Source organism: Rathayibacter sp. SD072 (genome assembly GCF_017355185.1).
In the GTDB taxonomy this organism is placed as follows: Bacteria; Actinomycetota; Actinomycetes; order Actinomycetales; family Microbacteriaceae; genus Rathayibacter.
Genome location: NZ_JADILJ010000020.1, coordinates 1 through 17,431, shown reverse-complemented (window position 1 = coordinate 17,431; position 17,431 = coordinate 1). Strand labels below are relative to the sequence as shown.

Here is a 17,431-nt window from a genome sequence, read left to right as displayed (position 1 = left end):
GCACCCGGGAGCGGCCACTCCCACTGCATTCAATGACGAAGGAATCACAGTGACCACTATGAAGCGCTCCCTCCTCGCCGGCCTCGCCGGCGGAGCGATGATCCTCTCCCTCGCGGCCTGCTCCAGCGGCGGCGACTCGGGCAGCGGCGAAGGCGGTGGCGAAGGCGGACTCGTCGGCGTCGCGATGCCGACGAAGTCCTCCGAGCGCTGGATCGCCGACGGCGACAACGTCAAGTCGCAGCTCGAGGAGGCCGGCTACGAGGTCGACCTGCAGTACGCAGAGGACGACATCCCCACCCAGGTCTCGCAGCTCGAGAACATGATCACCAAGGGCGCCAAGGCCCTGATCGTCGCCTCGATCGACGGCACCACCCTCACGAGCGTGCTCGAGGAGGCGGCCGCGAACGACATCCCGGTCATCGCCTACGACCGCCTGATCCGCGACTCGGAGAACGTCGACTACTACGCGACCTTCGACAACTTCAAGGTCGGCGTGCAGCAGGCCACCTCGCTCCTCGCGGGCCTGGGCCTCACCGACCTGACCGGAGCCCCCGTGGCCGACGCGCCCGCCGGTCCGTTCAACATCGAGCTGTTCGCCGGAAGCCCCGACGACAACAACGCCACGTTCTTCTTCAACGGCGCGATGGAGACCCTCAAGCCCTTCCTCGACGACGGAACCCTCGTCGTCGCGAGCGACGAGACCGAGTTCAACACCGTCGCCACGCTGCGCTGGGACCCCGAGGTCGCCCAGAGCCGCATGGAGGACATCCTGACCAAGACGTACTCCGACGGATCCAAGGTCCAGGGCGTCCTCTCGCCCTACGACGGCCTGAGCCGCGGCATCATCTCGGCCCTCACCGACGCCGGCTACACCGTGGGCACCGACTTCCCGGTCATCACCGGTCAGGACGCCGAGCTCGACTCCGTCAAGGCGATCATCTCGGGCGAGCAGTACGCCACGATCTACAAGGACACCCGCGAGCTCGCCAAGGAGGCCGTGCTCATGGCGCAGGCCGTCCTCGAGGGCTCCGAGCCCGAGGTCAACGACACCGAGACCTACGACAACGGCGAGAAGATCGTCCCGTCGTACCTGCTCGAGCCGGTCATCGTGACCAAGGACGACATCGAGTCGGTCCTGGTCGACGGCGGCTACTACACCGACGCCGAGATCAACGGCTAGTCGCATCGCGGGCCTCGGTACGGCGATCTGCGGCGTTGTCGGCGGGCGCGATGGTTCCACCATCGCTTCCTTCTCCGCCTTGCAGCTCACCGCACCGAGACCCGCGATCACTTCCTGAGGGAAGAGAAAGAGCGACGCGGCCGCCTCCTCGAGGGGGCGCTGCCGTGTCCACTCCTCTCATTAGGAGGGGTGGAAGCGAGCCGGGCCTCCCCCGAGGGGCCGTGACCGGATCGGCGCCCGAGGGCGCAGGTCGCGAGTCGGTACTGAGAGATCCGAGCCGGGTCCCCGAGAGGGGGCCCGGCTCCCTGAAGGAGTGAGGCGTAGTGAGCACCAACATTCTCGAGATGCGCGGGATCACCAAGACGTTCCCGGGCGTCAAAGCGCTGCAGGACGTGACCCTGAACGCCGCGCGCGGCGAGGTGCACGCGATCTGCGGCGAGAACGGCGCCGGCAAGTCGACGCTGATGAAGGTCCTGTCCGGGGTCTACCCGCACGGGACGTACGAGGGCGACATCGTCTTCGAGGGCGACGTGATGCAGTTCGGCAGCATCCGCGACTCGGAGGCCAAGGGCATCGTCATCATCCACCAGGAGCTGGCCCTCAGCCCCTACCTCTCGATCGCCGAGAACATCTTCCTCGGCAACGAGGTCCGCGGCTTCGCGGGGCTGATCGACTGGAACAAGACCAACCAGGAGGCGGCCGCGCTGCTCGCCCGGGTGGGTCTGAAGGAGAACCCGACGACGAAGATCCAGGAGATCGGAGTCGGCAAGCAGCAGCTCGTCGAGATCGCCAAGGCGCTCTCCAAGCGGGTCAAGCTGCTCATCCTCGACGAGCCCACCGCGGCGCTCAACGACGAGGACTCGGACCACCTGCTCGACCTGATCCTGCACCTCAAGGAGCAGGGCATCACGTCGCTGATCATCAGCCACAAGCTGAACGAGATCAAGAAGATCGCGGACACCGTCACGGTCATCCGCGACGGCAAGACGATCGAGACGATCGCGCACGACGACGTGACCGAGGACCGGATCATCAAGGACATGGTCGGGCGCGACCTCGACCACCGGTACCCGGACCACACCCCGCACATCGGCGAGGAGATCCTCCGCGTCGTGGACTGGACCGCCCACCACCCGCAGGACCCGACGCGCGTCATGGTCGACAAGGTGAACCTCACGGTGCACCGCGGCGAGATCGTCGGCATCGCCGGCCTCATGGGCGCCGGGCGCACCGAGTTCGCGATGAGCCTCTTCGGCCGCTCCTACGGCAGCCGCATCTCGGGCCAGGTCTTCAAGGCCGGCAAGGAGATCAAGATGCGCACCGTGTCGGAGGCGATCGCCCACGGGCTCGCCTACGCCACGGAGGACCGCAAGCACTACGGCCTCAACCTCATCGACGACATCAAGCGGAACATCTCGCTGGCCTCCCTCGAGAAGGTGTCGAAGGGCGGACTCGTCGACGACAACCGCGAGTTCGAGGTCGCCAACGAGTACCGCGGCAGCATGAACATCAAGTCGCCGACCGTGCTCGCCAAGACCGGCAAGCTCTCGGGCGGCAACCAGCAGAAGGTCGTCCTGTCGAAGTGGATCTACTCCGACCCCGACGTCCTGATCCTCGACGAGCCCACCCGCGGCATCGACGTGGGAGCGAAGTACGAGATCTACACCATCATCAACAAGCTCGCGGCCGCGGGTAAGGGGATCATCGTCATCTCCTCCGAGCTCCCCGAGCTCCTCGGCATCTGCGACCGCGTGTACGCGCTGTCGGAAGGCCGCATCACGGGCGAGCTGCCCATCGCCGAGGCGACCCCCGAGGCGGTCCTCACCCTCATGACCCAGGAGAAGCAACGATGACCGATCTGCAGAACACCCCGCCCACGGCGGCGGGTGCGCAGGTGAACCCCACCGAGAACGCGTTCACGAAGCGCCTCAGCCACGTGCTGGGCGACCTCGGCAAGAACGGCATCTTCATCGCCCTCATCGTGGTGGTGCTGCTGTTCCAGATCATGACCGAGGGGATCCTCCTGCGCCCGCAGAACATCTCCAACCTGATCGTCCAGAACGGCTACATCCTGATCCTCGCCATCGGCATGGTGATGGTCATCGTGGCCGGGCACATCGACCTCTCGGTCGGCTCGGTCGCCGCGTTCGTCGGAGCGGTCTCGGGCGTCTTCGCGGTGAACATGGGTCTCCCGTGGTGGCTGTCGATCATCCTGTCGCTCGGCATCGGCGCCCTCGTCGGCGCCTGGCAGGGCTTCTGGATCGCGTACGTGGGGATACCCGCGTTCATCGTGACCTTGGCGGGCATGCTGATCTTCCGCGGTCTCGCGCTCGTCGTCCTCGGCAACGCGAACATCGGCTCGTTCCCGATCGAGTACCGCGCGCTGGGCAACGGCTTCCTCACCGACCTGTTCGGCGAGACCGCACTCGACCCGCTGTCGCTCGGAGTCGGCGCGCTGGCCATCATCGCCTTCGCCGTGCAGTCGCTGCGCACCCGCCGCGGCCGCCAGAAGTACAACCAGAGCGTCGAGCCGGGCGCCTGGTTCGTCACCAAGCTCGTCCTCGTCGCGCTCGTCATCGGCGCCTTCGCCTTCGCGCTCTCCACCTTCAAGGGCATCCCGGTGACCCTGATCGTGCTGGCCGTGCTGGTGCTGGTCTACGGCGTCGTGATGAACCGCTCGGTCTTCGGCCGCCACGTCTACGCCATCGGCGGCAACCTGCACGCCGCGGAGCTCTCGGGCATCAAGACGCGCAACGTCACCTTCTGGCTGTTCGTCAACATGGGCGTCCTCGCGGCGCTTGCCGGACTCGTCTTCACCGCCCGCCTGAACCTCGCGGGCCCGAAGGCCGGAGACGGCTTCGAGCTCGAGGCCATCTCGGCCGCCTTCATCGGCGGCGCGGCGGTCCAGGGCGGCGTCGGCACCATCGGCGGCGCGATCCTCGGTGGTCTGATCATCGGCGTCCTGAACAACGGCATGTCGATCATGGGCATCGGCATCGAGTGGCAGCAGGCGGTCAAGGGCCTCGTGCTCCTGCTCGCGGTCGCCTTCGACGTCTACAACAAGCGCCGCGCCGGCGGACGCTGATCGGAGTCCCGTGCCCGACTGGTCGCGGTTCCTCCCGCTGAGCGCTCGGCCCGACGTCGACGAGTCGGGGGTCAGCAACGACTGGCGCCCGCTCGTCGCCGATCGGCTCGACCGCCTGGCAGCACTGGCCGCCTCCCCCTCCTTCCTGGAGGGCGAGGCGGCCGGTGCCGTCTCCGCCCCCTCCGCCTCTCCCGTCCCCGCCTCCGCGGTGCTCGGCGAGCTGGTCGTCCGGCTCTCGAGCAGCACCGGGCAGCGCTTCGCCACCCGCGTCGGCGCCCGCGAGGCGAGCACCCCTCCCATGTCGTCCGAGATCCCCGGCGCCCTCGCGGCCCTCGCCGCGGCCCGCCGCTCCGGCTCCGGATCCCGTGGCATCGCCGACCTGGTCGACGTGGTCCGCGTCGAGCTGAGCCTCGTCACCGGCGTCGACCTGCCGCCCCGCGTCTCGGGCGCGATCGCCATGGAGCGGATGCAGCGTGCACCGCTCCCGATCCGCGCGGCGATCCGGGGCCGCTCGCTCGCCGCCACCGACGCAGGCTGGGAGCTGGGCCTGGGCCCCGCGGTCCGCGCGCCGGCCGAGGTGCTGCTGCGCTTCCTCCTGGGCCTCGGCCCGTTCCCGGACGCCCCGCCTCCCGAGGCGCCGGGCCCGACTGTCGGACCGCGCCCGTAGCATCGAGGGATGCACCGCTCGCTGCCGAGAAGCTCACCGTCCTCCCGCGGAGTCGACGCCGCCGGCGTCCTCGCCCTCGTCGACTCCCTCGACGCGGCACCGGGGATCGAGCCGCACGGGTTCGTCCTCGTGCGAGGCGGCAGCGTGGTGGCCGAGGGCTGGTGGGCGCCGTACACCGCCGAGCGGCTGCACCTCCTCTACTCCTACTCGAAGAGCTTCACCGCGACCGCCGTCGCCCTGGCCGTCGCCGAGGGCCTCGTCGACCTCGACGCCACCGTGCTCTCGTACTTCCCCGAGCTCGACGACGAGGTGACGGATCCGCGCTCGCGCTCGATCCGCGTCCGCCACGTGCTCGCGATGGCCAGCGGGCACCGCGAGGAGACGATCGACCGGGCGCGCGCGATCGATCCGGTCGACATGGTCCGGGGCTTCCTGCTCCTGCCGCCCGAGGAGGAGCCCGGCAGCGTCTTCGCCTACAACCAGCCGTGCACCTTCGCGGCCGCCGCGATCGTGCAGCGGGTGAGCGGCGGGTCGCTCGTCGACTTCCTCCGCCCGCGGCTGCTCGATCCGCTCGGCATCGGCGAGGTCGCCTGGACGCGCGACGCCTCCAGCCGCGAGATCGGCTACAGCGGGCTGCACGCCACGACCGAGGCCGCCGCGGCGCTCGGCCTCCTCTACCTGCAGGAGGGGCGCTGGGGATCGGAGCAGCTCCTCGACCCCGCGTGGGTGGCGGAGGCGTCGACGGCGCAGGTGCCGACGCCCGCCGAGGGGAACGCCGACTGGAGGCAGGGCTACGGTTTCCAGTTCTGGCGCTCGAGCCACGGGTACCGGGCCGACGGCGCCTACGGGCAGTTCGGCCTCGTGCTGCCGGAGCACGACGCGGTCCTCGCGATCACCGGGCAGACGACCGACACCGAGGGACTGCTCGCGCGGGTGTGGGAGCACCTGCTGCCGGCGCTCCTGCCCTCGGGCTCGCCGGTTCCGAGCGGTGCGGAGCAGGCGCTCGCGAGACGTCTCGGAGCGCTCGGCCTGCCTCCGCTCGAGCCCGCCGCCGGCGATGTGGCGCCCGGCCGCTTCCGGCCCTCCCACTCCGACGTCCTCTCGCTCACCGGTCTCGAGATCTCGGCGGAGCGGAGCGGATGGACGCTCGCGCTGATCGAGGGCGAGGACCGGCTCCTCATCGCTCCGGGATCCGGGGAGTGGACGACCACGGGCGTGCTCGCGGCGAGCGCCGGCCGCGCCCCCGGCGGCGAGCTGCTCGTCGACGTCCTGTTCCTCGAGACGCCGCACCGGCTGCACCTCGTGCTCGACGCCGCCGCGGGCACCTTCACCGCCCGCTGGCGCACGGATCCGCTGCACGGCGGAGCGCTCCGGGAGCTGCGCGCCCCGCGCTGAGCGGTCCGCCCCCGAGTCGAGGGCGATACGCCCTCCCGCATGTTGACGTCACCATGTACGGTGGGGCGCGGGACCTGTTCGCGTGAACACTCCCGAGGTCCCCGTGCAAAGGAGCACAGCATGACGCCCAGGAAGAGACCGTTCGGATGGGCGGTGACGGCTCTCGTCGTCACCGGCCTGCTGGCCGCAGGAGCGCCGGCCGTCGCGGCCGCGCCGCTCGCGAGCGCGGTGGTGACCGATCCCGCCGATGGGGTCCCGCGCGCGGATCCGCCGCCCGTGTACGACTCCTATCCCGCGATCCAGGATCCGGGACGGAGTGCGGCGGGCTACTTCCAGCCGAGCTGGTACGACACCGACGGGCGCCACATCCAGGCGCACGGCGGGCAGATCGTGACCGTCCAGGAGGACGGCACGGATGTGCACTACTGGTACGGCGAGGACCGCACGAAGGGGTACTACAACTCCCCCGGAGTCGCCGTGTACCGCTCGACCGACGGGATGAACTGGGAGAACCGCGGCACGGCGCTGCGCAGCGTCCAGGCTCCCGAGGAGCTCGAGCAGCCCTACTTCGACGCCCTCTACGACACGGTCGACGACGCGGGCACCCCGCGCGCCGACCGCATCGCCGAGATCGACTACCACCTCGACACGAACCAGACCTCCCCCAACACCGCGATCTTCGAGCGCCCGAAGGTGCTCTACAACGAGAAGAACGACCAGTGGGTGATGTGGTGGCACTCCGACGGCCGGATCACGCCGGGCGGCAGCACCTACGCGCGCTCGATGGCCGCGGTCGCGGTGTCGGACAGCCCGACCGGCCCGTTCACCATGACCGGCGCGTACCGCCTCTACAACCGCACCGACTACAAGGCGTGCATCTCGGCGGCCGTGCCGGGGCAGGCCCGTGACATGACCGTCTTCCAGGACGAGGACGGCACCGCCTACATCTCCTACTCCTCGGAGGAGAACCGGAGCCTGTACATCGCGAAGCTCGACGCGGACTACACGAACGTCGAGCGCACGACGACGACCGACACCCTCGATGCGAACCAGTACTCGGCCGACGGCCGGTACCCGTACGTCTTCGCCGACGGGACGCCCGGCGCCCCGGTCCGCGGCACCGACTTCCAGATCGTGAAGGAGTGCGGCGTCCTCGAGGCTCCCGCGATCTTCACCGAGGGCGGGAAGTACTTCACGCTCGCCTCGGGAGCGACCGGGTGGGCGCCGAACCCGCAGACCTACTACACGGCCGACAGCGTGCTCGGACCGTGGATCCGCGGCGTCCAGGCCGGCGACCCCTCCGAGAACGTGCCCTACAACCAGATCCCCGAGGGCGGCGACGGCCTCCTCTCGGTCGGCGACACCCGCAAGACCACCTTCGGATCGCAGTCGACGGACGTCCTGACGCTGGGCCCGGGGAGGCACGTCTACCTGGGCGACCGCTGGAACGACGGCGCGGCCGACTCGAACTACGTCTGGCTGCCGATGACCATCGGCGAGAACGGCCGACTCGAGATGCGCAATCCCGCCGTCGAGGACCCGGCGCGCTGGGCCGACGGCTGGGACGCGTCCTACTGGGACGACAAGGGCGTCGGAGCGGGCCTCTGGTCGGTCGTCGACGACCGCCTCCCCGAGACGGTCACCCGCGCGGCCGACATCGGGGCCTCCCTCCCCGCGACCGTGTCGGTCCGCTCCCCCGGCGGCACGCGCGACACCGCGGTCGACTGGGAGCCGACCGGGCCGAACGTCCTCGGCACGCTGCAGGTCACGGGCGTGCTCGCCGGTGACGCCGAGTACTCGGCCGGCCGTCGCTTCACGCGCACCGTCGAGGTGGCCGAGCCCGGCATCGTGAATCTCGCGCGTCAGTCCGCGGTGACCGCGTCGAGCCGCGCCGACCTGGCTCCGAAGCTGATCGACGGCGACGTGAAGGGCAAGGGCTGGGACGACTGGACCTCCTCCGGGTACCCGCGCGACAGCCGCCTCACGTTCTCGTGGGGCTCGCCGCAGGACCTCGACTCGCTCACGGTGCACACGTACAAGGACGGGGCTGCGACCTGGCCCTCGAAGGTCGAGGTCGAGTACCAGGTCGACGGAGCCTGGCGCACGTCGACCGTCTCGGCGACGCTGACGCAGGTGGCCGCCGATGCCGCGCCGACCGTGGCGCTGGACCTCTCCTCCCTCCCCGACACCGCGGCCGTGCGCCTGCACCTCACCAGTGCGGCGAACACGTGGCAGTCGATCTCGGAGGTCGAGATCTGGGGCGACGCTCCTCCGGTGAACCTCTGCCGGATCCCGGGGGCGAGTGTGAGCGCCTCGTTCAGCCAGACGGAGTGGTCGACGCTCCCCGCGGCGAACGCCTGCGACGGGAGCGCGGCGACCGCCTGGTCGACCTGGTCCGGGACCGCGCTGAAGAGCAGCTCGGACTTCACGCTCACCCTCGCCGAGGCGCACCGCGTCGACCGGCTGACCTTCACGAACACGGAGGGCACCCTCGCCTCGGCGAGCGTCGCCTACCGCGGCACCGACGGCCTCTGGCGACCGACCACCGCGCAGGCCGCTCCGGTCGCGGCGAACGGCTCGGCCACCACGCTCTCCTTCGGCGCCGTGACGGCGACGGGGCTGCGGATCACGTTCGCGACTCCGAACTCGTACGTGAAGATCCCCGAGATCGTGGTGCCGGAGGCCGCCGCGCCCGCGCTCGTGGTGCCGGCGACCGTCTCGACCCGGTGCATCGCCGGGAAGGCGTACCTGTCGGTCACGGCGACGAACGGATCCGCGGCGCCCGTCGACGTGACGATCCGCTCGAGCTACGGCCAGATGGCGTTCGCGCAGGTGGCGGTCGGAGCGAACGCGACCCACACGTTCACGACGCGCCAGAAGACCGCTCCGGCGGGCGAGGTCGTCGTGACCGCCGTCGGCGGCGGCGAGACGCTCGAGCAGAGCGTCGCGTACCCGTCGCGGAGCTGCTGACCGGGAGCGCAGCGCAGGAGCCCCGGTCGGGCGGAGGAACCCCTCCCGCGGCCGGGGCTCCTGCACGTCCAGGGGTCCGCCACCGCGTGCACCGGACGAGGGGTCTCGGTGGAGCGAGGGACGCTGGTACGAAGGAGAGCCGCTCCGACGACGCACGGCAGAACCAGGAACCACCCGTGATCCACCGCACCCGCACCGCCGCCCTCGCCTCGGTCGCCCCCACCGCCGGTCTCGTGCTGGCCCTCTTCTTCGCGACGGCCGCGGCGGCTCCGGAGGCGGTGCCGCCGTCGGCACCGGCGCCGACGGCGACCAGCGCGCCTTCGGACGCCCCTGCTCCGGCCGCCGACCCGATCAGCGGGGTGCGCTCGAGCGGGATGACCGACGAGGAGGCAGCGACGCCCGTCGCACCTGCGCCCGATGGCCTCTCCGGCGGGGAGCCGGTCAGGACGGCTCCCCGGGAGTCCCCCGTCGGGTCGGCGGTGCCCGACGAGCAGGTGCCGGTCGAGCAGAGTCCCGTCGAGCAGGGGCCCGTCGAGCAGGAGACGGGCGGCGTCGACGTCGGCGTCGCGATCGACCCGCCGACGGATCCCGGCGCGCTCGCGATGACCGTCGCGGGCGACGCGGCGGCGCTGTCCGAGTCGGGGAGCACGGCCGCGGTCCGCCGCTTCGTCGGAGCACTGCCGACGGTCACCGTGCGCGACACCCGCGCACCGGTCGCGGACCGCCCGGGCTGGTCGGTGCTCGGCTCCGCGACCGCCCTCACCGGGACGGGCGGTCAGCCGCCGATCGGGGTCGAGCACCTCGGCTGGACGCCGCGCCTGCTCGAGGGCGACACCGCCGTGGCGGGCCCCGTGGCGCTCACGGTCCTGGACGGCGTATCGGCGGGATCGCGCCCCGGACTCGTCGAGGCCCCGCTGCTGTCGATCGCCGACGGCGCCCGGCCCGGCCGCTGGACGGCGGACGCCGAGCTGGTCCTGCAGACGCCGACGGGCGTCAGGGCGGGTCGGTACACCGCGGTGCTCACGCTGTCGCTCTTCGAGTGAGCGGGCCCGCTCGAGCACGCCGCCTCCGACGACGCCGTGCTGATCGTGCGCGGGTCCCGTCCCGACAGCGGACTCCCGCGAGATGCCACTCCCGTCCGCCTCCTGCCGCGTGGCGCGTACCGGAGCGCCATCCCGCGTCGCCCCGGAAGGCCGGTCGACGACCAGGCGCGGAATGCGCTTGCCCTCGGTGGAGGAGCGGTCCTACACTCTGGTAAACGCTTTCCGTCCGGCCTCTCCGCCGGTCGCAGCACCGCACATCAGAAGGGCCTCCCGTGTCAGAGTCGACCACCCCCGCCACCGCCGCGCCGCGCACCCTCGGCATCATCATGAACGGCGTCTCGGGCCGCATGGGCTACCGCCAGCACCTCGTCCGCTCGATCCTCGCGATCCGCGAGCAGGGCGGCGTGCTGCTCTCGGACGGCACGCGCGTGCAGCTCGAGCCGCTGCTCGTCGGCCGCAGCGAGGCCAAGCTCGCCGAGCTCGCCGCCCGTCACGGCCTGGAGCACTGGACCACCGATCTCGACGCCGCCCTCGCCGACCCGAAGTGGCAGATCTACGCGGACTTCCTCGTCACCAAGGCGCGCGTCCCCGCGCTGAAGAAGGCCATCGCCGCGGGCAAGGACATCTACACCGAGAAGCCCACGGCCGAGAGCTACGCCGAGGCCCTCGAGCTCGCCGAGCTGGCCAAGGAGGCCGGCATCAAGAACGGCGTCGTGCACGACAAGCTCTACCTGCCGGGGCTGCAGAAGCTCAAGCGCCTCATCGACTCCGGATTCTTCGGCCGCATCCTCTCGGTGCGCGGCGAGTTCGGCTACTGGGTCTTCGAGGGCGACTGGCAGGACGCTCAGCGCCCCAGCTGGAACTACCGCAAGGAGGACGGCGGCGGCATCATCGTCGACATGTTCCCGCACTGGAACTACGTGCTCGAGAACCTGTTCGGCGCCGTCGAGGGCGTCTACGCCAAGGCCGCGACCCACATCCCCGTGCGCGTCGACGAGAACGGCGACGAGTACACGGCGACCGCCGACGACGCGGCCTACGCGATCTTCGACGTCGCCGGCGGTGCGACCGTGCAGCTGAACTCCTCCTGGGCCGTGCGCGTCAACCGCCCGGAGCTCGTCGAGTTCCAGGTCGACGGCACCCTCGGCAGCGCGGTCGTCGGGCTCTTCGGCGCCAAGGTGCAGCCGCGCGTCGCGACCCCCAAGCCCACCTGGAACCCCGATCTGCCCGAGCAGCACGTCTACGCCGAGGACTGGCAGGAGCTGCCCGTCAACGACGTCTTCGAGAACGGCTTCAAGACGCAGTGGGAGGAGTTCATCCGCCACGTGGTCGAGAACGGCCCGCACCCCTACGACTTCTTCGCCGGCGCCCGCGGCGTCCGCCTCGCCGAGCTCGGCCTCGAGTCGGCGCGCGACGGCCGCCGCATCGACATCGCCGCGCTCGACGCCGAGGCCGACGAGCGCGCCCTCGCCGCCTCCGCCCCCAGCGAGGTCGCTCCGTGACCGACGTCACCCTGATCGCGCCGGACGGATCGCTCCGCGCGCACACCGTCTCCCCCGCCCCGGACCTCGTCCGCCCCCGTCGCCCGCTCGGCGCGCGGGTCGCCTACGCGGCCGCGCACGTGGTCCCGGTCACCTGGGCCGAGAACACGCCCGGGAGCCCCGCCGCCGTCGACTGGGACGCGACGCTCGCGTTCCGGCACCACGTCTGGTCGTGGGGCCTCGGAGTCGCGGACGCCATGGACACCGCCCAGCGCAACATGGGCATGGACTGGGCCGCGACGACCGAGCTCATCCGCCGCAGCGGCGCCGAGGCCGCCTCGGTCGGCGGCGACGTCGTGGTCGGAGTGAACACCGATCAGCTCACCGACGACGTGGTGCCGCTCGAGCGCGTCATCGACGCCTACCTCGAGCAGCTCGAGGTCGCGGAGGACGCCGGAGTGGGCGTCGTGCTCATGGCCAGCCGCCACCTCGCGCGGGTGGCGCAGTCGGGCGAGGACTACGAGCGCGTCTACCGCGCCGTGCTCGAGCGGGCGTCGCGCCCGGTCGTCCTGCACTGGCTCGGACCGGCCTTCGACTCCGTCCTCACCGGCTACTTCGGCTCCGAGGACGTCGCCACGGCGTCGGACACCGTGATCCGCATCATCGAGGACAACCTCGCGAAGATCCGCGGCATCAAGATGTCGCTGCTCGACGCGGACGCCGAGATCGCCGTGCGCGCGCGGCTCCCGCTCGGCGCGACCCTCTTCACGGGCGACGACTTCAACTACGTCGGCCTGATCGAGGGCGGGCAGGACGCCGACGGCGAGGTGCGCCACTCCGACGCCCTCCTCGGCGCGTTCGCCGCCTTCGCACCCAACGCCTCCGCCGCGATCCAGGCGCTCGACGCGGACGACGTCGAGGCCTACCGCCGGATCCTCGGGCCGACCGAGGCCCTCGCTCGCCAGGTCTTCGCCGCTCCGACGCAGTACTACAAGACCGGTGTCGCGTTCCTGTCCTGGCTGAACGGCCACCAGACCGCGTTCTCGATGGTCGGCGGGCTGCACTCCGCCCGCTCGCTGCCGCACCTGTCCGAGATCGTGCGGCTCGCCGACGAGGCCGGTGCGCTCGAGCGTCCGGAGCTCGCGGCCGCCCGGTGGACCGGGATGCTCGCCGTGAACGGCGTCGACGCGCTCCGGACGGTGCTCGCATGACCGCACTCGAGCCGGTCGTCGCCGCCGGAGCCGGCACCGTGCATCCGCGGCTGTCCCTGAACCAGGCGACGATCAAGCTCGCCTCGCTGCGGGAGGCTCTCGACGTCACCGCTCGCGCCGGCTACTCCTCGATCGGCCTGTGGCGCGAGCCCGTGGCCGAGGTGGGCATGGCGGAGGCCATGCGCCTGGTCGCCGAGAGCGGCCTGCGCGTGTCGAGCCTGTGCCGCGGCGGCTTCTTCACGGTCCCGGAGGGGCCGGAGCGGCGCGCGGCGCTGGACGAGAACCGCCGCGCGATCGACGAGGCCGCGGCCCTCGGCGCTCCGGCGCTCGTGCTCGTCGCGGGAGGACTGCCCGAGGGCTCGCGCGACCTCGTCGGCGCGCGCGCCCGGGTGTCGGAGGCGCTGGCCGAGCTCGCGGGCTACGCGCGCGGCACCGGAGTGCAGCTGGCGATCGAGCCGCTGCACCCGATGTACGCGTCCGACCGCGCCGTCGTCTCGACGCTGGGCCAGGCGCTGGATCTCGCCGCGCCCTTCGATCCCGCCGCTGTCGGTGTGGTCGTCGACACGTTCCACGTCTGGTGGGACCCGCAGGTGCTGCCGCAGATCGCCCGCGCGGGTGCGGAGGGGCGCATCGCCTCGTACCAGGTGTGCGACTGGGCCACTCCGCTGGCCGCCGACGTGCTGCTCTCGCGGCACTACGTGGGCGAGGGCGTCATCGACTTCCCGCTGCTGACGCGGGCGGTCGTCGAGGCCGGCTACACCGGGGACATCGAGGTCGAGATCTTCCACCGGGACGTCTGGGACACCCCGTACCCGGACGTCGCGGCCAAGGTCGCCGCCGGCTTCGCGGAGCACGTGGCGCCGCACCTCTGAGGCGCGCGGCGAGCGCCGGTCGGTCGCGCGCGGGTCGGTCGAGCGCTGGTCAGTCCTGGGCGAGAGCCAGGGTGACGACGAGCGCCGAGTGGACCGACGGCTCCGAGACGGCGAAGTAGCGCTCGGAGCCGTCGATCCAGGCCTCGGTCGCTCCTTCGCGCGTGCGGAAGCGCACCGACTCGTCCAGACCCGTTCCGCGGCCGTCGGCCTTGGTGACGGCGTGCGCGCGCAGCCCCTCGAGCACCTGCTCGGCGGTCTCCCGGCCGGAGGCGATCCGCTCGCGCACCACCCGCGTGCGGGCGGCGTCGATGCCCACGTCGCGACCGGTGGCCAGCGCCGCCACGACCGCGCCCTCGCAGTGCGCGATGCTGATGCGCATCCGCTCGAGCGCCGGGTGCTCGCCGCCCAGGACCGGGCGACCGTGCGGGCCGCCGCAGCGCGTGCAGCGCGCCTCCACGACGACCTCGAGCGGATCGATGCCGAGGGTCTCGGCGGCGAGCTCGCGCACGAGCACGCGGCCGAGCAGGAAGCTGTCGCGCGCCTCGCGACGGCCGGTGGCCTCGAAGCGCAGGCGCTCGGCGAGGGTGAGGAGGCGGAGCATCCGGTGCCGCGAGGAGTCGAGCACCTCGGGCCGCGCCCAGCGCAGCTGGACGTCGTCGGTGGCGAGGAGGGGGAGTCCGGTCATGGACCGCACGCTACGGTCCGAAGGCGTCCTCGACGTGACGTCCGGGTGGCCGATGCGCGACGCCCTCGTGTTCACTGGAGGGGATGCAGACCTTCCTCCCCTTCCCCTCCTTCCGCGCGAGCGCCGAGAGCCTCGACGACCGCCGGCTCGGCAAGCAGCGCGTCGAAACGCTGCAGGTGATGAAGGCGCTGATCGTGCCCGGCTACGGCTGGCAGCACCACCCGGTGACCGCGATGTGGCGTGGCCACCGGCCCGCCCTGATGGCGTACCAGCGCGAGACGTGCGCCGTGTGGTCGGCCCGCGGCTTCGCCGACACGTGCCTCGAGAAGACGATGGCCGTGCTCGAGACGGTCCCCGAGGACGCCGAGGCGTACCTCCTCGGTGGATTCCCGCTGCCGCCGTGGCTGGGCCGGGAGGAGCTGCACCGGTCGCACCGGTCGAAGCTCATCGCTAAGCACCCCGAGCACTACGCCCCGCTCTTCCCGGGCGTCCCGGACGATCTCGACTACGTCTGGCCGGTCGCGACGTCCTGATGCGTCACGCCGCGCGGCGGCGGAGGAACGGGATCGCGAGGGGGTTCCGGAGGACGCGGCCGCGGTTCGCGGTCACGAGTCCGCAGATGATCACCACGAGGTGGACCACGCAGAGCACCCCGAAGAGCGTGATCGGGATGCCGATCGGGTAGAAGGACGTCGACGGGGCGTCGGCGGTCAGGGCGAAGAGCAGCACGAAGTGCCCGACCAGCGTGAGCACGGTGATCAGGATCACCGTCAGCCCCCAGTTCGCCGCCCGGCGGCCGTTCTCGGCGGCCACTCCCCCGCGCGCGCGGGATGACGGATTGACGGCCGCCATGACGATCCCCGCGATCAGCATCGACAGGAACGGGAGGCCGGTCAGGGCGAGGAACCCGAGCGCGTAGGGCATCGCGCCGGTGGGTGGAGCGGGCTGAACGGGCTGGGCCGGCTGCTCGGGCGGCTCGGGCCGTCCCGGCTGCGGACGGTGGTCGGGGTGCGGACTCGACATACCAGCACCCTAGGAGACACCCGGTGCCACGAGGAGCCCCGCTCCTCCCCCGGCTCATCCGGCCCGCAGGGCGAGCGCGGGCTCGATCCACGCGGCGCGGAACGCCGGGCCCACCGCCGAGACCGCGCCCGCACCGACGCCGGAGGCGACGCCGACGAGCGCGCTGGCGGGGTCCAGGACCGGCGACCAGCCCTGCAGGCCGCTGAGCACCGCGGTCAGGAGGACGCCGAGCGCGAGACCCGACACCCCGCCCGCGAGTCCGATCGCCGCCCCCTCGATGAGGAACAGCAGCCGGATGTCGCGCCGGGTGGCCCCGACCGCCCGTCGGAGCGCGATCTCGCGGGTGCGCGCCGACACGGTGAGGAACATCGACGTGGCGCTGCTGAAGCAGACCAGGAGCAGGAGCACCGCCGAGATCACGAGCAGGTTCGCCGCGAGATCGCTGCTCACCCCGCGCGCGAGCAGCCGGAGGTCGGCCACGGTCTGCACCACGATCCGCTCGGGCCGTCCGGGATCGATCGCGAGCGGGATCGACTCGGCGAGGGCCGCGGGGCGCCCCGGCAGGGTGCGGGCGACGACCTGCCGCTCGGACCGGGGCGGGACGGCCAGGTCGGTCAGCGAGACGAGGATCGACTCCGTCAGAGCCGGGTCACGGGCCGAGGACGTGATGAAACCCGCGACGACGACGGCCTGGCCGGCGATCCGGATGGTGTCGCCGGTGCGACCCCTGGGGATGCCGAGGTCCTCGGCCGCTCCCGGTCCCAGGAGCGCCACCGGTGACCCGTCGATGAGGTCGAGCCAGGCGGGCGCCGTCGCGGGCACGACCTCGACCAGCTCGGCGGCGAGGAAGGACTCGTCGACCGCCAGCACCGGCGCCTCGGTCGTCACCTCGTCGGGACCGAGGAAGCGTCCCGGTCGGCTCTCCGCTCCGGCCAGCGACACCTTCGGACCGGCGACCACCACCCCGTCGAGGGCGGCGATCGCCGTGGCGGCCCTCCGCAGCTCGTCGTCCGATGCCGATTCGGGCATCTGGACGGTCACCTGATCGAGTGCCGCCGCGTCGAGTCGCTGCGTGACCTGCTGCGCGGCCGTGGCGCTCATCCCGACCGAGGACACGAGCCCCGCGATCGCGAGGACGAAGGCGGCGAGGACTCCCAGCGTGCGGGCGGGCGAGAGCAGCAGGGCCGACACGGCGTCGCCGAGCGCCCAGGCCGGTCCGCGGCGACCCGGCCGCCGGGCCGGCGAGCCGGCGTCAGCGGACGGCGCGACCTCCGGAGCGGCCTCGACGGACGGCGCGACCGGCTGGGCGATCGCCGAGGACGCGCCGCTGTCGGACGCGATCGAGCCGTCCTCGAGCCGGATCGAGCGTCCGGCCACCGCGGCGACCTCCGCCGAGTGCGTGATCAGCACGACGGTGACCCCGGAGCGGTGGAGCTCCACGAGCAGGTCCATCACGACCGCCGTCGTCGCCGAGTCGAGGTTGCCGGTGGGCTCGTCCGCGAGGACGACCGCGGGTCGGCCGACGACCGCACGGGCAAGCGCGACGCGCTGGCGCTCCCCGCCCGAGAGGGTGGCCGCCGACTGCTCCGCCAGCCGCAGCAGGCCGAACCGGTCGAGCACGTCGGCGACGGCGGAGATCTGCGCGTCGCGCCCCTCCCTCCGCATGCGCAGCGGCAGCGCCGCGTTGCGGGCCACGCTCTCGCGCGGCAGCACGAACGAGTCCTGGAACACGAAGCCGAACGTGCGCGAGCGCAGGACGTCCCGCTCGCGCTCGGGGAGGCCCGAGACGTCCAGGCCTGCGATGCGGTACTCCCCCGAG

The 17,431-nt window shown here is 72.0% G+C and carries 14 protein-coding genes; 11 read left to right on the top strand and 3 right to left on the bottom strand.

Going from position 1 to position 17,431, the window contains the following annotated elements:
• Positions 1-58: 58 nt before the first annotated feature.
• The 10 genes from chvE (at position 59) to IOC53_RS09735 (ending at position 13,904) form a co-directional block, all read left to right on the top strand.
• Complete coding sequence (gene chvE, locus IOC53_RS09780) at positions 59-1,180, top strand: multiple monosaccharide ABC transporter substrate-binding protein (protein ID WP_242683162.1); 1,122 nt, start codon at positions 59-61, stop codon at positions 1,178-1,180.
• Between the two features lie 323 nt (positions 1,181-1,503).
• The gene (mmsA, locus tag IOC53_RS09775) at positions 1,504-3,033 is read left to right on the top strand and encodes a multiple monosaccharide ABC transporter ATP-binding protein (protein WP_207405218.1); all 1,530 of its coding nucleotides are present in this window, start codon (positions 1,504-1,506) and stop codon (positions 3,031-3,033) included.
• Positions 3,030-4,265, top strand: coding sequence for a multiple monosaccharide ABC transporter permease (gene mmsB, locus IOC53_RS09770; protein WP_207405216.1), 1,236 nt, complete (start codon positions 3,030-3,032; stop codon positions 4,263-4,265). The genes mmsA and mmsB overlap by 4 nt, the downstream gene beginning before the upstream one ends.
• A gap of 10 nt (positions 4,266-4,275) precedes the next feature.
• Positions 4,276-4,932 carry a hypothetical protein gene (locus IOC53_RS09765; RefSeq protein WP_207405213.1) on the top strand — a complete coding sequence of 219 codons (657 nt, stop codon included), beginning with the start codon at positions 4,276-4,278 and terminating at the stop codon, positions 4,930-4,932.
• A gap of 9 nt (positions 4,933-4,941) precedes the next feature.
• The gene (locus tag IOC53_RS09760; protein ID WP_207405211.1) at positions 4,942-6,327 is read left to right on the top strand and encodes a serine hydrolase; all 1,386 of its coding nucleotides are present in this window, start codon (positions 4,942-4,944) and stop codon (positions 6,325-6,327) included.
• A gap of 120 nt (positions 6,328-6,447) precedes the next feature.
• Entirely contained in the window at positions 6,448-9,297 is a 2,850-nt protein-coding gene (locus IOC53_RS09755) for a discoidin domain-containing protein (protein WP_242683157.1), read from the top strand.
• Positions 9,298-9,473: 176 nt separating this feature from the next.
• Positions 9,474-10,340: a hypothetical protein gene (locus tag IOC53_RS09750; RefSeq protein WP_207405208.1), complete on the top strand. Its 867-nt coding sequence runs from the start codon at positions 9,474-9,476 to the stop codon at positions 10,338-10,340.
• A 326-nt stretch (positions 10,341-10,666) separates the two neighbouring features.
• Positions 10,667-11,842: a Gfo/Idh/MocA family protein gene (locus IOC53_RS09745; RefSeq protein WP_207405284.1), complete on the top strand. Its 1,176-nt coding sequence runs from the start codon at positions 10,667-10,669 to the stop codon at positions 11,840-11,842.
• A complete protein-coding gene (locus IOC53_RS09740; protein ID WP_207405207.1) occupies positions 11,839-13,032 on the top strand; it encodes a DUF993 family protein in 1,194 nt (397 codons plus the stop codon). Before IOC53_RS09745 ends, IOC53_RS09740 begins: the two co-directional genes overlap by 4 nt.
• The gene (locus IOC53_RS09735; RefSeq protein WP_207405205.1) at positions 13,029-13,904 is read left to right on the top strand and encodes a sugar phosphate isomerase/epimerase; all 876 of its coding nucleotides are present in this window, start codon (positions 13,029-13,031) and stop codon (positions 13,902-13,904) included. The genes IOC53_RS09740 and IOC53_RS09735 overlap by 4 nt, the downstream gene beginning before the upstream one ends.
• Positions 13,905-13,953: 49 nt before the next feature.
• On the opposite strand, the gene IOC53_RS09730 is transcribed toward IOC53_RS09735, so the two are convergent.
• Positions 13,954-14,589 (bottom strand): 4'-phosphopantetheinyl transferase superfamily protein, encoded by a 636-nt coding sequence (locus IOC53_RS09730; protein WP_207405203.1) that lies wholly within the window; start codon positions 14,587-14,589, stop codon positions 13,954-13,956.
• An 83-nt stretch (positions 14,590-14,672) separates the two neighbouring features.
• Here IOC53_RS09730 and IOC53_RS09725 point away from each other — a divergent pair, with 83 nt between their 5' ends.
• Positions 14,673-15,122: an MSMEG_6728 family protein gene (locus IOC53_RS09725; protein ID WP_207405200.1), complete on the top strand. Its 450-nt coding sequence runs from the start codon at positions 14,673-14,675 to the stop codon at positions 15,120-15,122.
• Positions 15,123-15,126: 4 nt separating this feature from the next.
• Here the strand turns inward: IOC53_RS09725 and IOC53_RS09720 are convergent, their stop codons facing one another.
• Positions 15,127-15,612, bottom strand: coding sequence for a DUF4870 domain-containing protein (locus tag IOC53_RS09720; protein ID WP_207405199.1), 486 nt, complete (start codon positions 15,610-15,612; stop codon positions 15,127-15,129).
• 54 nt (positions 15,613-15,666) lie between these two features.
• A partial coding sequence (locus tag IOC53_RS09715; RefSeq protein WP_207405197.1) for an FtsX-like permease family protein occupies positions 15,667-17,431 on the bottom strand: 1,765 nt, incomplete at its 5' end.